Source organism: Massilibacteroides vaginae, assembly GCF_900178525.1.
Lineage (GTDB): Bacteria > Bacteroidota > Bacteroidia > Bacteroidales > Tannerellaceae > Massilibacteroides > Massilibacteroides vaginae.
On sequence record NZ_FXDJ01000008.1, the window covers coordinates 352915 to 367994 of the forward strand.

Consider the following 15080-nt stretch of genomic DNA (forward strand, 5'->3'; position numbering starts at 1 on the left):
CATCTTGACTTTTAGATAGTCAAAGAAAAAAAAGGAAGCGTTAATTTTGTAATCGCTAAAAAACAAATAAAAAACGCTTCCTATGTACAAAGTACTTGACAAAGATATAATTGAAAACGAGATATTACCTCATTTATCAGTAGCAAAACGAGGTTTTAAGACAAAAAGTTGTCTTATCGAAATAGTTAATTGCATAATATACAAGTTGAAGACGGGGATTCAGTGGGAGTTTCTTCCGGTAGAAAGTCTTTTTTCTAAAGTAGTTCTGAGTTATAAAACAGTTTTCGGACATTTTCGCAAATGGTGTAAAAAAGGAGATTGGCATTGCTGTTGGGTTCTGCTCTTGTCCACCCATAAAACAAAACTGGATTTATCTAGTGCGGATATTGATGGAAGCCATACGCCGGCATTGAAAGGAGGGGAAGAGGTTGCTTACCAAGGTCGCAAAAGCAAGAAAACAACCAATGCCTTGTATTTTACTGACAGTATGGGAATACCTTTAGCTCTATCTAATCCTGTAGCAGGCAACCGCCATGACTTGTATAATATTGAGAGCTCATTGGATGAATTATTTGCCACATTAAGACAGGCCGAAATAAGTGTTGATGGATTGTTTATCAATGCTGATGCAGGTTTTGATTCTAAAGAGTTCAGGGAGGCATGTTTCAAACATGGTATCATTGCAAATGTTGATTTTAATGACAGAAACGGAGGAGATAATGATAACAAAATACTGGATGAATTACTTTATAAAGAACGATATACCATCGAAAGAACCAATGCTTGGCTTGATTCTTTCAGAACTTTGCTTAATAGATTTGATACAACTGTATCAAGTTGGAAAGCGTTTAACTATATCGCATTTATGGTGATTTTATTGAAGAAAATTTTTAAAATAAAAAAGTCAAGATGAGTTCATTGATTCATTAAAATTCTGGTGAAAATAATTAATATTAATCAAACATGAAAAAACTATTGGTATTACTATTCCTGTTAACAGTAAAAGGAGTCTTTGCTCAGAACATCCAGATTAAGGGCGTAGTCAAATTCGATGACGGCACTGCCGCTGAATTTGCGAATGTCGTATTACAAACAAAAGATTCTATATTTGTTACAGGGACAACAGCCGACTTAAAAGGTAGTTTCTCTTTAGAAAAAATCGCAAAAGGTAACTACCTGTTAGTATTGTCATCTATCGGCTATGAGAACAATATAATTGACTTGGAAGGTTTATCGGCGTCGGTAGATTTAGGCGAATTAAATCTGCGCTCCGCTACAATAGACTTGGGGAATGTAACTGTTACTGCTTCCAGTATTGCGAATAAGTCTGACCGGAAGATTCTATTTCCAACGGAAAGGCAATTGAAGACATCTACAAACGGAGTAGCATTGCTGCAATCAATGATGTTACCCCGTATACAGATCGATCCGATGAAAAACACGATCTCCTTGGTCGGACAAGGGAATATTCAGTTGCGGATTAACGGAGTAGAAGTCACGAATAGTGATTTGGTGGCCCTTCAGCCGCATGACATTGTCCGCGTCGAATACATTGAAAGTCCGGGATTGAGGTACGGCAATGCCGATGCCGTACTCAATTATATCACGCGGCGACATGAATCCGGAGGTTCAGTCAGCATGGACTTGATGCAATCTCCCCACCTTATGTTTGCCCAAGATCAGGTCTCGGCCAAGTTTAATAGCAAGAAATCGGAATTCGGCCTCAACTATGATTTCTGGGCCAGGGATTTCTTTGAATATTGGCGTACAAACGAAGAAGTATTCAGTTTTGAAGACAATACAAAGATGCACCGCTACGAGAAGGGAAAACCTGGACGGGCAACCGAACAAGGACATAGCGCTTCGCTAAACTACAATTACCAGGAACCGGAAAAATATTACTTCAACGCTACAATGAGGCTATATGCATATATGCAACCCCATATAGATTTCAAAAGCAATCTTTATACGATCGAACGGCCGGATCATGTGGTAGAGATGTCAGACCTGACTGATAATGGGACGTATCGCCCTTCACTGGATTTATATTATCAGCGCCAGTTAAAAAACAAACAAAGTTTTGTCCTTAATCTTGTCGGAACATATATGAGGACAAATGAAAAACGCAGCTACAGCGAAGTCTGGAACAACATCCCGGTCACTCAGATAAACACGGATGTGGAAGGAAATAAATATTCGTTGATCGGAGAAGCCATATATGAAAAAGAATTCGAAACCGGCAGGTTAAGCGCAGGCGGCAAGCACACACAAGCATTGGCAGATAACAGCTATATGGGGGCAAACCCCATCGACACGAGAATGAAACAGGCTGAATCGTACCTCTATACAGAATATCAGGGAAAGATAAAAAGATTGACATACAGCGCAGGAGTCGGCCTGAGCCGGTCCTGGTTTAAACAAGATGGGCAGGACGACTACGAAACATTCCTATTCCGCCCCCGACTGTCATTGCACTACGGCTTTTCAAATCGGTTTTACATGAGGGCGAAAGGTGAACTAGCAAACGTCCCTCCTTCCCTTTCAGAATTAAGCGCTGTCACACAATCCATCGACTCGCTACTGACACAACGGGGTAATCCTGAACTGTCGCCTTATAAAATGTATAAGTTGGATTTTGATACGGAATACCGGTTCGGAAAATTCTCGCTTGTCGGTAATCTGACTTATATAAACATGTCCGACCCGGTTATGGAAACGACTTACCGTGAGAATGGAACATTCATACGCACCTATGAAAACCAGGAGCGAATGCAGAAGATATGGTCGTCTATAACGTTAAAGACTGCCCCGTGGTGGGATATCCTCCAATTCTCGTTAACCGGAGGTCTTAATCATTACATAAGCGAGGGACAAACCTACCGCCACAATTATAGCAACTGGTTTTACCGAGGTCAGGTAATGGCCCAGTATAAAAATTTTATGGCCCTATTCGATATACAAAGCCGTTGGAACAACTTCTTTGGCGAAACACTTACCGGCGGAGAGAATATGCATCGTTTAATGGTGACCTACAGGTATAAGAATATACAAGCCGGCCTGATGGTTATGAATCCTTTTGTGGATGATTACAAGCGGGTAAACGAAAACTGGAATCAATACACATCCAATACCAGATCGAATTTCGTAAACGAATCGTCCCGCGCCTTCATCTTGAAATTTGCATGGAATTTCAACTTTGGACGAAAGTATGGCTCAGTAAGGAAAAAAGTCTATAATGAAGATTCCAATTCGGGAGTAATGAGTGTCGGTAAATAAAATAAAACTAATGAAACGATTAGTTATAAGTATACTAATTTGTCTATTTCAGATTCATTGTCTGCATGCTGAAAAAGGATTGTGGTTGCCTAAACTGGACACATTGCATTGGTATGAAATAAAAGAGTTAGGTTTTAATCTTTCGATGGATGAATTATATAGCGAGGACAAACCCAGTTTAAAAGATGTTGTAGTCCGTTTTGGCAACGGTTGCTCAGGAGTTGTAGTCTCTGAGAGAGGTTTGATTATGACAAACCATCATTGCGCGCTTCGATATGTGGAGAACATTTCAACTAAAGAACATGATTATCTGTCTGAGGGTTATTGGGCCGAAGGGAAAAGAGAGGTTCCAATCGACGGACTGTCAGTAAAGTTTCTACAAAGGATGATCGACGTAACAGATTCTTTACATACAGATGCTTTTTTAACTATACCGGATAAAGAGATAAAGCATAGAATTCAGGAAATAGAAGGTCAATACACCGACAAAAAAAATGGATATGAAGCGAATATCGTTTCTTTATATTCGGGAAATAAATACTATCTGTACCAGTATCAGGTATTCCAAGATGTCCGGCTGGTTGGAATTCCTCCATTTTCTTTAGGGAAATGGGGGAAAGATAAAGATAATTGGATGTGGGCAAGACATACAGCAGATTTCGCTATTTTCCGTATTTATGCCGGAGAAGACAACCTGCCTGCGTCCTATTCTTCAGATAATATTCCTTATAAGCCCCAAAGATATGCTCCCATATCATTAAATCAGTTAAAAGAAGGAGATTTTACTTTTGTTCTGGGTTATCCCGGTGCTACGGATCAGTATAAAAATTCGGATGTACTTTCAAACTTAGTGCATATCTCATATCCCGAACAGATTGACCTGATGAAAAAATACCTGACTATACTGGATACTTATATGATTAAAGATAAAACATTCGAGTTGAATAACACTTCCGCGTATGGAAGCATTAGTAATGTGATGAAAAGATTCCAGGGATTTATAGCTGGGATAGAACGGACAAAAAAAGTAGAGTTGTCTCGCAGCACACTATTTGAATACATAGCTTACTTACGAAATGATTTAATGTTAAAAATCTGTTATGATGAATATCGGAAAACCTATTATTATGAAGATGAAAACGTGACATCCGCATTAGGTAAACTGCGATGCGAAACATGTAAAGACCGGATGCTTTGTGCAGAAACAGCTTAGGCAGGAACAAGGCAAGTTTTTTGACATATTAGGTTCTACAGGACATGTTAAACATAACATTTTATTACAATGAAAACATTTATAATTACATTTCTTTTTACTGCAAATTATATTTGTGCCCAGAATATCCAAATTAAGGGTTTAGTTAAATTAGAAGATGACACTGCAGTGGAATTTGCAAACGTAGTGTTGCGAACAATCGATTCTGTTTTTGTAACGGGAGCATCGACCGACCTGAAAGGACAGTTTCTACTGACTAATGTCACACCGGGTGATTACAAATTGATTATTTCATCAATAGGATATCAGGATATTACTGAATTAATCGGGGTGACCGAGACAATAGATCTTGGGGTGCTGACCATGCGGGAAGGAACGGAAGTGCTAAACGAAATTACCATAACCGCGCAAAATATAGTCAACAAGTCCGACCGGAAATTAATCTTCCCGAACCAAAAACAGATGGAGGCGTCGACCAATGGGGTCAACTTGCTGCAAACACTGCAATTACCACGTTTGAATGTGGATGTGATGAACAATACAGTTTCCCTTAGCACTAAGGAACCCATACAACTCAGGATCAACGGCGTAAAGGTTAGCGAACAGGAATTGATGGCTTTGCAGCCTCAGGATGTATTACGAATCGAATATATAGAAAATCCCGGAATGCGTTACGAAAATGCGGGTGCTGTAATCAACTATATTGTCAGGAGGCACAAAACCGGGGGGATAATTTCGTTCAATGTAATCCAATCTCCATATAAAGTAATGGGTAATTACAACCTTTCAGCAAAATTAAGCTACAAGAAATCAGAGTTCGGAATTAATTATTTAGGGATGAACAGGAAATTCAATAATGTCTGGAGAGAGAATGAAGAACGTTTTATTTTTGAAGACGGGCGTGAATTGATTAAAGAAGAAATAGCGGAACCAGGAGATTTGACAAACAACGCACATAGGATAATACTAAATTATAATATACAGCCTGACGAAACAAACTATTTCAATGTTACCGCAGGGTATTATTGGGGACTGTATAGCGAAGATTATTATAGCAAACTAAAGAATAGTTGGCATCCGGAACAGATAACACAGATGACCGACTGGACCAGTAACAAAACTGACCGCCCCTGGGTGGACTTGTACTGGTCTCATTCGTTCGAAAACAAACAAAGCCTGATACTGAACGCCGTCGGCACATACATCCGGAGTGAGAATGACCGTACCTACCGGGAAGAGATTGAAAAGAAAATGATTACAGATATTTCTTCTCTTGCGGAAGGTGATAAATACTCCCTTATCAGCGAAGCTATTTATGAAAAAGCATGGGAGAAGGGACGATTAAGCGCGGGATTGAAACACATACAAGCGTCTGTGGATAATAAATACTCCGGCTCAATGGATCATGTAAATAAAATGAAGGAAGCAAACACCTATGCCTATATGCAATATGCAGGGAAGATCAACAAGGTGGATTACACCGCCGGAGTTGGCGTATATCGCGCTTGGTTGAAGCAGAAAGGAATAGATGAATATGAGGCCTATACTTTCCGGCCAACGGTTTCACTCACGTATGCCCCTGTCGATAAGTTCTTCGTCCGGTTGAACGCCTCGATAGAGAATTACTCACCTTCGCTGGCTGATATTAGCTCGGTGGATCAATATATTGACTCGTTGCAGATCAGACGGGGAAATCCGGAGTTAAAACCATACGACTATTATAAATTCAGCCTGAATTCCGAATACAGGTTCGGCAACAGTTCCCTTTCGCTGTGGGGAATGTATATGAGTTTCCCGGATGCAATTATGGAAGAGACCTATCGAGAAGGGAATTGGTTTATCCGGACTAACGAACACCAAAAGCATTTGCATCAGTTAATGGGTTCATTAACATTCAAAACCCGTTTTTTACGTGATATAATCAATCTTTCATTGACCGGAGGAAGCAACTATTTCCTGAGCGAAGGCTATACTTACAGGCATAACTATACAAATCTGTATTACAGGGCATCGTTGTTCATCAATTACAAACAGTGGAGTTTGATGTATGAACAGTATAATTCATTCAATACATTCTGGGGTGAACAGGTTAATGGAGGGGAAAATGTTCAGAATCTTATGCTTAACTTTAAACACAAAGACTGGGTGTTTGGGGCAGGCATGTTTAATCCGTTTTCTACCACCAAGCATGAAACCAGAAATTATAACCAGTATGCTTCTTTTCGCAAGGTCAACAGCGTAGAGGATGCATCAAGGATGTTTGTGCTGCAATTGTCCTGGAATATGAATTTCGGACGTAAGCAAAATGGTGTTCAAAAGAAATTGAATAACACAGACACCGACTCAGGCATCATGAGCACAGGAAAATAAAAGCCCACTTATTTACTTGCTTTCAGTCCACGAATTACGGAAGAAGTAAAGCCGGACAGCTCCATTTCATTTAAGCCCCGAATCGTAACGCCTCCCGGTGTGGTAACTTTATCTATTTCGGTTTCCGGATTCGATTTGTTGGTCAATAACAGATCAACGGCTCCTTTAACCGTGTGAACAACGATTTCTTGTGCTTCTTTCGGATAAAAGCCTAACTCAACGCCTCCTTCGATAGCCGCCCGCATATAGCGCATGGCAAAAGCTATTCCGCTGGAGGCAAGGGCTGTTCCGGGTCCCATCAAACGTTCTTCTACAAGCATGGCATTACCCAATTCGCGGAAAAGATCCAGAACAAGGTTGGTTTGCTCCTCGTTCGCATTAGAAGCAGAAACAAAGGTCATGCTACTCATCACCTCAATCGCGGTATTTGGCATAACACGGAAAACCGGGGGCAGTGAGATATAGTCATAATCGGCCTTATGGGTCAGAAAAGAATTTAACTGATCAAAAGTTATTCCGGCAGCAACGGAAACAATGATTTGCTTGTCAAAGTTCAAGACTGTACGAATTTGGGCAATCACCTCTTCGATGCGCCAGGGTTTTACGGCAAGAATAATCACATCGGCATCTTTCACAGCCTCCATATTATTCCGGGTTAACTTAAACCTGAAATCAGGATTATTCGTCAAGCGGTCAAAACTTTCCTCTGTTTGTACCGTACAAGTTATATCCGAAGAACTCACACGACTTCCTTTAGCCAATCCATGTGCTATAGCTGAACCTATATTTCCGGCACCAATAATGGTTATTTTCATTTGCTCTGTTTAATTATATTTGACTACAAGGGCAAAAGTAAGCAAAAATACAGGAAGGAATGGGTCGGTTGTTGTATATTTGTATCGGATAATCATTAAAAACAGATATAGAATGAAGAAAATTATTGTAACAGCAGCCTTATTCTCTGCGATAGCATTCTCTACTGCTACAGCTCAGGAAGAGCAAGGATATGTATTTACACCGGTTAAAGAACTTAAGATTACTCCCGTAGAAAATCAAAATCGCACCGGAACATGTTGGTCTTATTCCGCATTGGCTTTTATTGAATCAGAATTGATCCGCATGGGAAAAGGGGAACACAATTTGTCTGAAATGTTTGTTGTGAATCATTCATACCGGGACAAAGGAGACAAATATGTACGCACTCATGGCATAACTCCTTATGCGCAAGGCGGATCGTTTTATGATGTTCTATACGTATTGAAAAACTACGGTATTGTTCCCGAATCGGTTATGAAAGGCCTGGAATATGGTGAAGACGGTCATGTACACGGTGAATTGGAAGCTATAACAGGTGCTTATGTAAAAGCTGTTGCCGACAATAAAAACGGGAAATTATCAACTGCCTGGAAAAAAGGATTTAACGCTACAATTGATGCTTATTTGGGCGAACTTCCCGAAAAATTCACGTATAATGGTAAAGAATATACGCCAAAAAGTTTTGTTGCTGAATTAGGTATTAATCCGGACGATTATGTATCACTGACTTCTTACACGCATCATCCGTTTTACTCGAGCTTCGCTTTGGAAATTCAGGACAATTGGCGTTGGTCTGAATCATATAACCTTCCGCTAAATGAACTTATGCAGGTATTCGACAATGCGATCAATACCGGTTATTCAATCGCATGGGGTTCAGACGTGAGCGAAAAAGGCTTTACACGTAATGGTATCGCTGTTGTTCCAGACGTTGTTGCCCTGGAAACTTCCGGATCCGATCAGGACAGATGGGTAGGATTGAGTCGCAAAGAAAAAGACGATATGATTTCAAAAATGATTGAAAGTCCGTGTAAAGAGTTAACTATCACGCAAGAACTTCGTCAGCAGGCTTACGACAATTATCAAACCACCGACGACCATGGCATGCAAATCTATGGTATTGCCAAAGATCAAAAGGGTGGTAAATATTATATGGTAAAAAACTCTTGGGGTACAGACAACAAATACAAAGGAACTTGGTATGCTTCGGAAGCATTTGTTTCTTACAAAACCATGAATATCGTAGTTCATAAAAACGCTATTCCAAGCGCAATAAAAAACAAATTAGGAATCAAATAAACGTTCCTTTTAAAGATTAAAACGAGGGCAGCCGCAGATTACGACTGCCCTCGCTTTTTTAGTATAGTAATGTCTTTAAAATGCAAGGTGTGGAATAACTTCAAAATGATCTAAATCCTTAACCTTTAAGGTTTGTTGTTTATAACGAATTTCGTATATTTGCAGTTGTAGAACCCACCAAGCCTCTTCGCAATGCTCAAATCGGTGGGTCGTTTTTTATACATTATGATCCAAACACCTTATCCAAAAGCCTGTACTCTACCAAATGAATTAATCCCTGTACTAAAAGACAGAGGACTTTCGTTTGCAAATGAAGAGAAAGCAATCAATTATCTTACCAATATAGGCTACTTTCGCCTAAGCTCCTATCTTCGACCACTGTACAATGACCCAAAATCAGCCCATATATTCAAAGTTGATGCAACTTTTGAAAAAGCTATGTCTATGTATCGTTTCGATCGGAAGTTAAGAATACTACTTTTCAATGAGATTGAAAAAATTGAAGTTGCCATCCGAAGTGCAATGTCCAACACAGTAAGCAGTGAATTAGGAAATATTTTCTGGATGACAGACCAAAGCAATTTCTCCAATCAGCGTTTTTTCGATGAAACATTGAATATTATAACCAGTGAATTAGGAAAAACGAAAGAAGAATTTATTTTACATTTTAAAAGAACATATAGCAATACTTATCCTCCGGCATGGATGATTGCGGAAATTCTTCCTTTAGGAGTTATCTGTAAAATCTATCAGAACCTGAAGAAAGAAAGTTTGAAGAAGAAAATTGCTCGTCAATTCGGATTAAATGTTCCGGTAATGAGTTCATGGATACTGGTTTTAGGAAATTTAAGGAATTATTGCGGACACCATAGCCGTATCTGGAATCGAGAAATAGCAATCACTCCTTCCGATCCTCGAAATCCTATATATAAATGGATTGATATTACGAAAACAGACAATCGACGGCTGTATTGCCGTATCAGCATTATAAAGTATTTCCTGTGTTCTATTTCTCCAGAAAACACGTTCAAAGCCAAGCTAATAGACTTATTCTCCAAATACCCAACTATAGACAAAGCGGCAATGGGTTTTCCTCAAGATTGGGAATCAGAACCTTTGTGGGATATTTATCCACAAAAACAGAATGTCAAATATTGATTCAACTCATTCTGCCTTTGTAATCTTCGTAACCAAAGGTGCGGTATAGCACGAATTCATCGTTCTGGCTCCACAGAGCGAGTGCAGGGTGTGGAATACCGTTAAACATGCTGGTCTTTACGATTGTATAGTGGATCATATCTTCGAAGATGATCTTATCTCCTATTTCCAATGGTCTGTCGAACGACCAATCCCCCATAAAATCACCACTCAGACAACTATTACCTCCGATGCGATAAGTTGGCTTTCCTTCTATGGCATCCGTAGCAAAACGAACCATCGGTTTATAAGGCATCTCCAGACAATCCGGCATGTGACAGGTAAAGGAAGCGTCAATAATCGCGGTTTTAATTCCCTTATTTTCCACAATATCCACTACAGTAGTCAGCAAAAAGCCAGTCTGCCAGGCAAATGCACTCCCCGGCTCCATAATGAGTTCAAGGTTGGGGTATTTTTGTTTAAATGCCAATAGCAACGAAATGAGATGCTCTACATCATATCCCTTGCGGGTCATCAAATGTCCTCCTCCCATATTCAGCCACTTTATGTTGGGAAGAAAACGACCGAATCGCGCTTCTACTTCTTGCAGGGTTCTTTCCAGATCGAAAGAAGAAGATTCACATAACGTATGAAAATGAAGTCCATCAACTCCTTCAGGCAATTGATCCCCCAATTCTGCTGCGATAACTCCCATCCGTGATCCGGGTGCACACGGGTTGTAGAGGTCCGTTTCCACGTCTGAATATTCCGGGTTAACGCGAATACCGCACGACACACGATTGCCATCTGCTTGCACCATCGGGTAAAACCGGTTGAATTGAGCCACCGAATTGAATGTTATATGAGAGCTATACTTCAATATTTTCGGAAAATCAGCTTCCGTATAAGCCGGAGAATAGGTATGAGCCGGGCTTCCCATTTCTTCATAAGCCAACTGAGCTTCAAATTTCGAACTGGCTGTTGAATAAGGAATATATTCACGTATGATAGGGAAAGCTTTCCACATGGCAAAGGCCTTAAACGCAAGAATTATATTCACGCCGGCACGGTCTTTCACACTTTTAATAAGGGAAAGATTATTTCTTAACAGCTTCTCTTCCATCACATAACAAGGTGATGGTATTTGATTAAAATCTATCATTCTGTTTATTTTCTAAAAATTCAGGTACAAAGATAACGAACTAATACTTTTTCAATAGGAAAGATGGATTTATCCGTAAATAAACACCGGCCGAAAAAGCAGTTGTAAGGCTTACATCTGTTGCCTTAGGCTTATAGTAGTCAACATCTACACCAAGTGTGTATCCTTTTCCAAAGGTATAACTGTATTCAACACCGGCATATAGGGTAGAACGATCAACATAAACATGCGTTTCGTCGACAGTAGAAACTGCGCCATAATAAGGTATCCCGAAAAGAGAAATAAAATCGTTTCCTTTCCAATAACCCATCTTAATCCGGAAATTGCTCAGGTGGGCAGCTAATGAAGCGTGCCAGGCTGTTCCATCATCAAGGGGCCATAAATTACCGGCTTGCTGGTAATATCCCATGCCATTTACTTCCGCGGTTATTTTCTTCAGAATCCGATAATTTGTATTCCACTCCACACCCACACCAATAGCGGCGTTCATCAACGTATGCACCGAACTGGTTTGAATAGTATCGATCTCTCCTCCCCTGTGTTGCGCCAATAATTGTACGGGGGTGTAAAAATGAACTTTGGATTGCGGATTATTATACTTTATACGAGAAGACAAACCGAAAGTGAAAGCCTCTTGATGGGTATCATCCCTGAAAATGAAACTTTCCCAGTTCACCCACATATCCGCATCAAAAAATCTTGATTTGTACAGAATTTGCGCGCCCGATTCCGGATCAGCGGTTAAACATAACTCCGGATTATATAACGGTTCAATTAAATGATGGTTGGCGCCACCGTAAATATTCCCCAAAATAAGATCAAAATGAGCTGACAGCGCAATATGCGCGCGAAAAAACGGTAGTATCCGAACGCCCGATTGATAACTATCCGGGTTCCATTTGGCAATATCCCGATAGGCATAAGTCGGATAACGTTTCGTTCCGTAATAATATAATGTATGTACTCCGGCTTCCAGTTTAATATTCGTAAGCGGTTGATAAGTTGCCTTTGTGTTTAACCAAAACCCCGGAAGCGTATATCCTTTCATTATATCTCCATCATATTCATTGTTTTTAAAGAATGTGACATTATCGATCTCTATAGAAAGTTCGCCATTTTTTTCGGGAGATAGCGTTGTGTTATCCTCAAAAACCTGTTGGGAGAGTTGAGATTTTACCGGTAAAAAAAGGCCGCTAAAAAAAAGAATCAGGAAGACCTGACTGATAGTTTGTTTGATACGTAATGGATATTTCACGAACGAATAGTTTTCTTCACGTTATTTCTAAATAAAGCACAAATGTACGCTTTTTCATAAACATCGGCTCCCTGTATTTTATAATAAGCGTTTTTTTATTTATTTTTGCTGTGAATAAGTCGTTTATCTGTTAAAGATATACGCATTGAATTACAACTTTCATAGGATGACAATATTAAAAAAAGGATTGTTTTTACTTCTTTCAGCCGGTTTGGTAATTGGAATTATAACCTGTTCTACTCCTCAACGGATGACTGTGTATGACACGGAAAGCACTTGTTCTGTTGTATATCCTAATCTCAACCGCTCAACACCTCCTGCTGAATTACAGGTAAACTTTCCAACTCCGGAACTTGAAATATATAAAGCAGACAGGAAACCTGTCACCACCCGGTTCTCTTCATTTGACAAACAGCATGTACGTTCTAAAGATCCCTTGCTCTTCTCGTCCGGAAATACAATGATTATTGATTTTAAGGAGATAGGAGATGAAGAATACGCTTTTCCGCTTCCGGGAGGTAAAGTAATTTCTTCGTACGGAGGTAGAAGAAGGCATTCGGGGGTGGATATCAAGACCCGCGCAAACGATACGATTGTTTCAGCTTTTGATGGAATTGTAAGAATGGCGGCTCCTTATGCAGCCTATGGTAAAGTTATTGTGGTTCGTCATTACAACGGACTGGAAACAGTTTACAGTCACAACTCCCGCAACCTGGTAAAGGCCGGCGACACGGTTCAAGCCGGTCAACCTATCGGACTTACAGGAAGAACAGGTCGCGCAACAACAGAACATCTTCATTTTGAAATCAGAATAAACGGAGAGCACATCAACCCCACCCTCTTTTTCGACTTTGGCAAATGTGATTTATATAAGAAAAGCTTCGCATGTATCCGTAAAGGGGGAAAAATAACCGTAGCTGCCGTTGATCGGTTTCCTTATCAGCAGAACTACCTATCTTACTATTATTAATGCGGTATGAGACGTATCGTTATCATAGGAGCTACCTCCGGAATCGGATTAGAAATAGCCCGGTGTTATATTCGTAAAGGATGGCGAATCGGTATAGCGGGCAGACGTGAAGAGGCTTTAAAGAAACTGCAATACAGCGCGCCTGATCAGATCGAATACGAAACGATTGATGTTACCTCTGAAGACGCAGTTCGGGGGCTTGAAAGACTGATCGAGAAAATCGGAGGGATGGATGTTTTCCTGCTAAGTTCAGGAATCGGCAGTCAGAACAAGGCGCTGGATCCGGTGATAGAACTCAATACGATACGAACAAACGCGGAGGGATTTACCCGTATGCTTACCGCTGCTTTTAATTATTTCAAAGAACTGCGGGAAGGACATATCGCTGTTATCAGTTCCATTGCCGGCACAAAGGGCCTGGGAGCTGCCCCCGCTTATTCCGCAACGAAGCGATTCCAAAATCATTATGTTGATGCTTTAGCGCAATTAGCGCATATAGAAAAACTGGATATTAAATTTACAGATATTCGTCCCGGATTTGTCGCGACCGATTTATTAAAAAACCGCGACTATCCTTTGCTGATGCAAGCCGACCGGGTAGCTTTCCGGATCGTGAAAGCGATCGATAAAAAACAACGCATAGCAGTTATTGACAACAGGTATAAATTACTTGTGTTTGTTTGGAAACTTATCCCCCGATGGATATGGGAACGTTTATCTATTAAATAAAACCATGAAAGAAAAAACAGAAAAGCCTCAATACAAATTAGGCTTGGCTTTGGCAGGTGGCGGCGCACGTGGATTTGCGCATTTAGGGGTATTCGACGCGCTTGAAGAAATAGGATTGAAACCGGACATTATTTCAGGTACCAGTGCCGGATCGTTAGCCGGCGCATTATATGCGGATGGGTATTCCTCAAAAGAAATAATGGAATTATTTAAGGATGTAAAATTTGGCGAATTAGCTACTACCTCTATTCCCCGCAACAGTTTTTTCAAAACAAAGGGGTTAGCTTCTTTTTTAAAAAAACATTTACGCGCGCAAACGTTTGAAGAATTAGCAATCCCATTGCGAGTTATGGTTTCTGATATAGAACAAGGAGAGAAAGTTCTTTTCGATAGCGGCGAACTTATTCCGGCAATCCTTGCCTCGTGCGCTTTTCCGATCATGTTCGAACCGGTAAAAATCGGCAATCGTTATTTTGTTGATGGAGGACTCTTTGAAAACCTTCCGGTTTCAGCTATACGAAAAGACTGCGAGAAAGTTATCGGAATGAACATCACACCTTTATGCCCAATGAAGTATAGCCGGTCTTTTAAATACATGGTTGAACGTTCCTTGCATTACCTGATGATTTCTAATTCGCTTCACGACCGGGAACTATGCGACTACCTGATCGAATCGGTTGAGCTGGGGAAATACCCGTTATTTGAAATGAATAAAATAAACGAGATTTATCAGATAGGCTATAAATTAGCAAGTTCCTATTTTGAAGAAAACAAAGAGCGTATTCAAAAAGATTTCTTTGCTCCTCCAAAACAGGAATCTTTACTTACAAAAATCCAAAAACTATTTTCCTGA

The 15080-nt window shown here is 40.2% G+C and carries 12 protein-coding genes; 9 read left to right on the plus strand and 3 right to left on the minus strand.

Going from position 1 to position 15080, the window contains the following annotated elements:
• The first annotated feature begins 82 nt into the window (after positions 1-82).
• From B9Y81_RS06830 to B9Y81_RS06845, 4 genes are all read left to right on the plus strand, one after another.
• Positions 83-913 (plus strand): IS5 family transposase, encoded by an 831-nt coding sequence (locus B9Y81_RS06830; protein WP_085536246.1) that lies wholly within the window; start codon positions 83-85, stop codon positions 911-913.
• Positions 914-963: 50 nt separating this feature from the next.
• Entirely contained in the window at positions 964-3276 is a 2313-nt protein-coding gene (locus tag B9Y81_RS06835; RefSeq protein WP_085536247.1) for a TonB-dependent receptor, read from the plus strand.
• Positions 3277-3286: 10 nt separating this feature from the next.
• Positions 3287-4489 carry a S46 family peptidase gene (locus B9Y81_RS06840; protein WP_085536248.1) on the plus strand — a complete coding sequence of 401 codons (1203 nt, stop codon included), beginning with the start codon at positions 3287-3289 and terminating at the stop codon, positions 4487-4489.
• A 69-nt stretch (positions 4490-4558) separates the two neighbouring features.
• Positions 4559-6859: a TonB-dependent receptor gene (locus B9Y81_RS06845; RefSeq protein WP_085536249.1), complete on the plus strand. Its 2301-nt coding sequence runs from the start codon at positions 4559-4561 to the stop codon at positions 6857-6859.
• A gap of 8 nt (positions 6860-6867) precedes the next feature.
• Here B9Y81_RS06845 and proC read toward each other — a convergent pair whose 3' ends face one another.
• A complete protein-coding gene (gene proC / locus B9Y81_RS06850; RefSeq protein ID WP_085536250.1) occupies positions 6868-7674 on the minus strand; it encodes a pyrroline-5-carboxylate reductase in 807 nt (268 codons plus the stop codon).
• Positions 7675-7786: 112 nt separating this feature from the next.
• Between proC and B9Y81_RS06855 the strand changes: the two genes are divergently transcribed.
• Positions 7787-8974 carry a C1 family peptidase gene (locus tag B9Y81_RS06855; RefSeq protein ID WP_085536251.1) on the plus strand — a complete coding sequence of 396 codons (1188 nt, stop codon included), beginning with the start codon at positions 7787-7789 and terminating at the stop codon, positions 8972-8974.
• Between the two features lie 225 nt (positions 8975-9199).
• Entirely contained in the window at positions 9200-10132 is a 933-nt protein-coding gene (locus tag B9Y81_RS06860; RefSeq protein ID WP_085536252.1) for an Abi family protein, read from the plus strand.
• A gap of 1 nt (position 10133) precedes the next feature.
• Here the strand turns inward: B9Y81_RS06860 and nspC are convergent, their stop codons facing one another.
• Positions 10134-11273: a carboxynorspermidine decarboxylase gene (nspC, locus tag B9Y81_RS06865; protein ID WP_085536253.1), complete on the minus strand. Its 1140-nt coding sequence runs from the start codon at positions 11271-11273 to the stop codon at positions 10134-10136.
• 40 nt (positions 11274-11313) lie between these two features.
• The gene (locus B9Y81_RS06870) at positions 11314-12528 is read right to left on the minus strand and encodes an LpxZ family protein (protein WP_245832417.1); all 1215 of its coding nucleotides are present in this window, start codon (positions 12526-12528) and stop codon (positions 11314-11316) included.
• Between the two features lie 250 nt (positions 12529-12778).
• Here B9Y81_RS06870 and B9Y81_RS06875 point away from each other — a divergent pair, with 250 nt between their 5' ends.
• From B9Y81_RS06875 to B9Y81_RS06885, 3 genes are read left to right on the plus strand one after another with little or no spacing between them, the layout of a single operon-like run.
• Positions 12779-13498 carry a M23 family metallopeptidase gene (locus tag B9Y81_RS06875; protein WP_085536557.1) on the plus strand — a complete coding sequence of 240 codons (720 nt, stop codon included), beginning with the start codon at positions 12779-12781 and terminating at the stop codon, positions 13496-13498.
• 6 nt (positions 13499-13504) lie between these two features.
• Positions 13505-14227: an SDR family NAD(P)-dependent oxidoreductase gene (locus B9Y81_RS06880; protein ID WP_085536254.1), complete on the plus strand. Its 723-nt coding sequence runs from the start codon at positions 13505-13507 to the stop codon at positions 14225-14227.
• 4 nt (positions 14228-14231) lie between these two features.
• A complete protein-coding gene (locus tag B9Y81_RS06885) occupies positions 14232-15080 on the plus strand; it encodes a patatin-like phospholipase family protein (protein ID WP_085536255.1) in 849 nt (282 codons plus the stop codon).

Coding starts and splice junctions, on each gene's coding strand:
- nspC (WP_085536253.1), bottom strand. CDS start 11,273: ATGATAGATTTTAATCAAATACCATCACCTTGTTATGTGATGGAAGAG.
- B9Y81_RS06860 (WP_085536252.1), top strand. CDS start 9,200: ATGATCCAAACACCTTATCCAAAAGCCTGTACTCTACCAAATGAATTA.
- proC (WP_085536250.1), bottom strand. CDS start 7,674: ATGAAAATAACCATTATTGGTGCCGGAAATATAGGTTCAGCTATAGCA.
- B9Y81_RS06880 (WP_085536254.1), top strand. CDS start 13,505: ATGAGACGTATCGTTATCATAGGAGCTACCTCCGGAATCGGATTAGAA.
- B9Y81_RS06845 (WP_085536249.1), top strand. CDS start 4,559: ATGAAAACATTTATAATTACATTTCTTTTTACTGCAAATTATATTTGT.
- B9Y81_RS06885 (WP_085536255.1), top strand. CDS start 14,232: ATGAAAGAAAAAACAGAAAAGCCTCAATACAAATTAGGCTTGGCTTTG.
- B9Y81_RS06875 (WP_085536557.1), top strand. CDS start 12,779: ATGACTGTGTATGACACGGAAAGCACTTGTTCTGTTGTATATCCTAAT.
- B9Y81_RS06855 (WP_085536251.1), top strand. CDS start 7,787: ATGAAGAAAATTATTGTAACAGCAGCCTTATTCTCTGCGATAGCATTC.
- B9Y81_RS06835 (WP_085536247.1), top strand. CDS start 964: ATGAAAAAACTATTGGTATTACTATTCCTGTTAACAGTAAAAGGAGTC.
- B9Y81_RS06840 (WP_085536248.1), top strand. CDS start 3,287: ATGAAACGATTAGTTATAAGTATACTAATTTGTCTATTTCAGATTCAT.
- B9Y81_RS06830 (WP_085536246.1), top strand. CDS start 83: ATGTACAAAGTACTTGACAAAGATATAATTGAAAACGAGATATTACCT.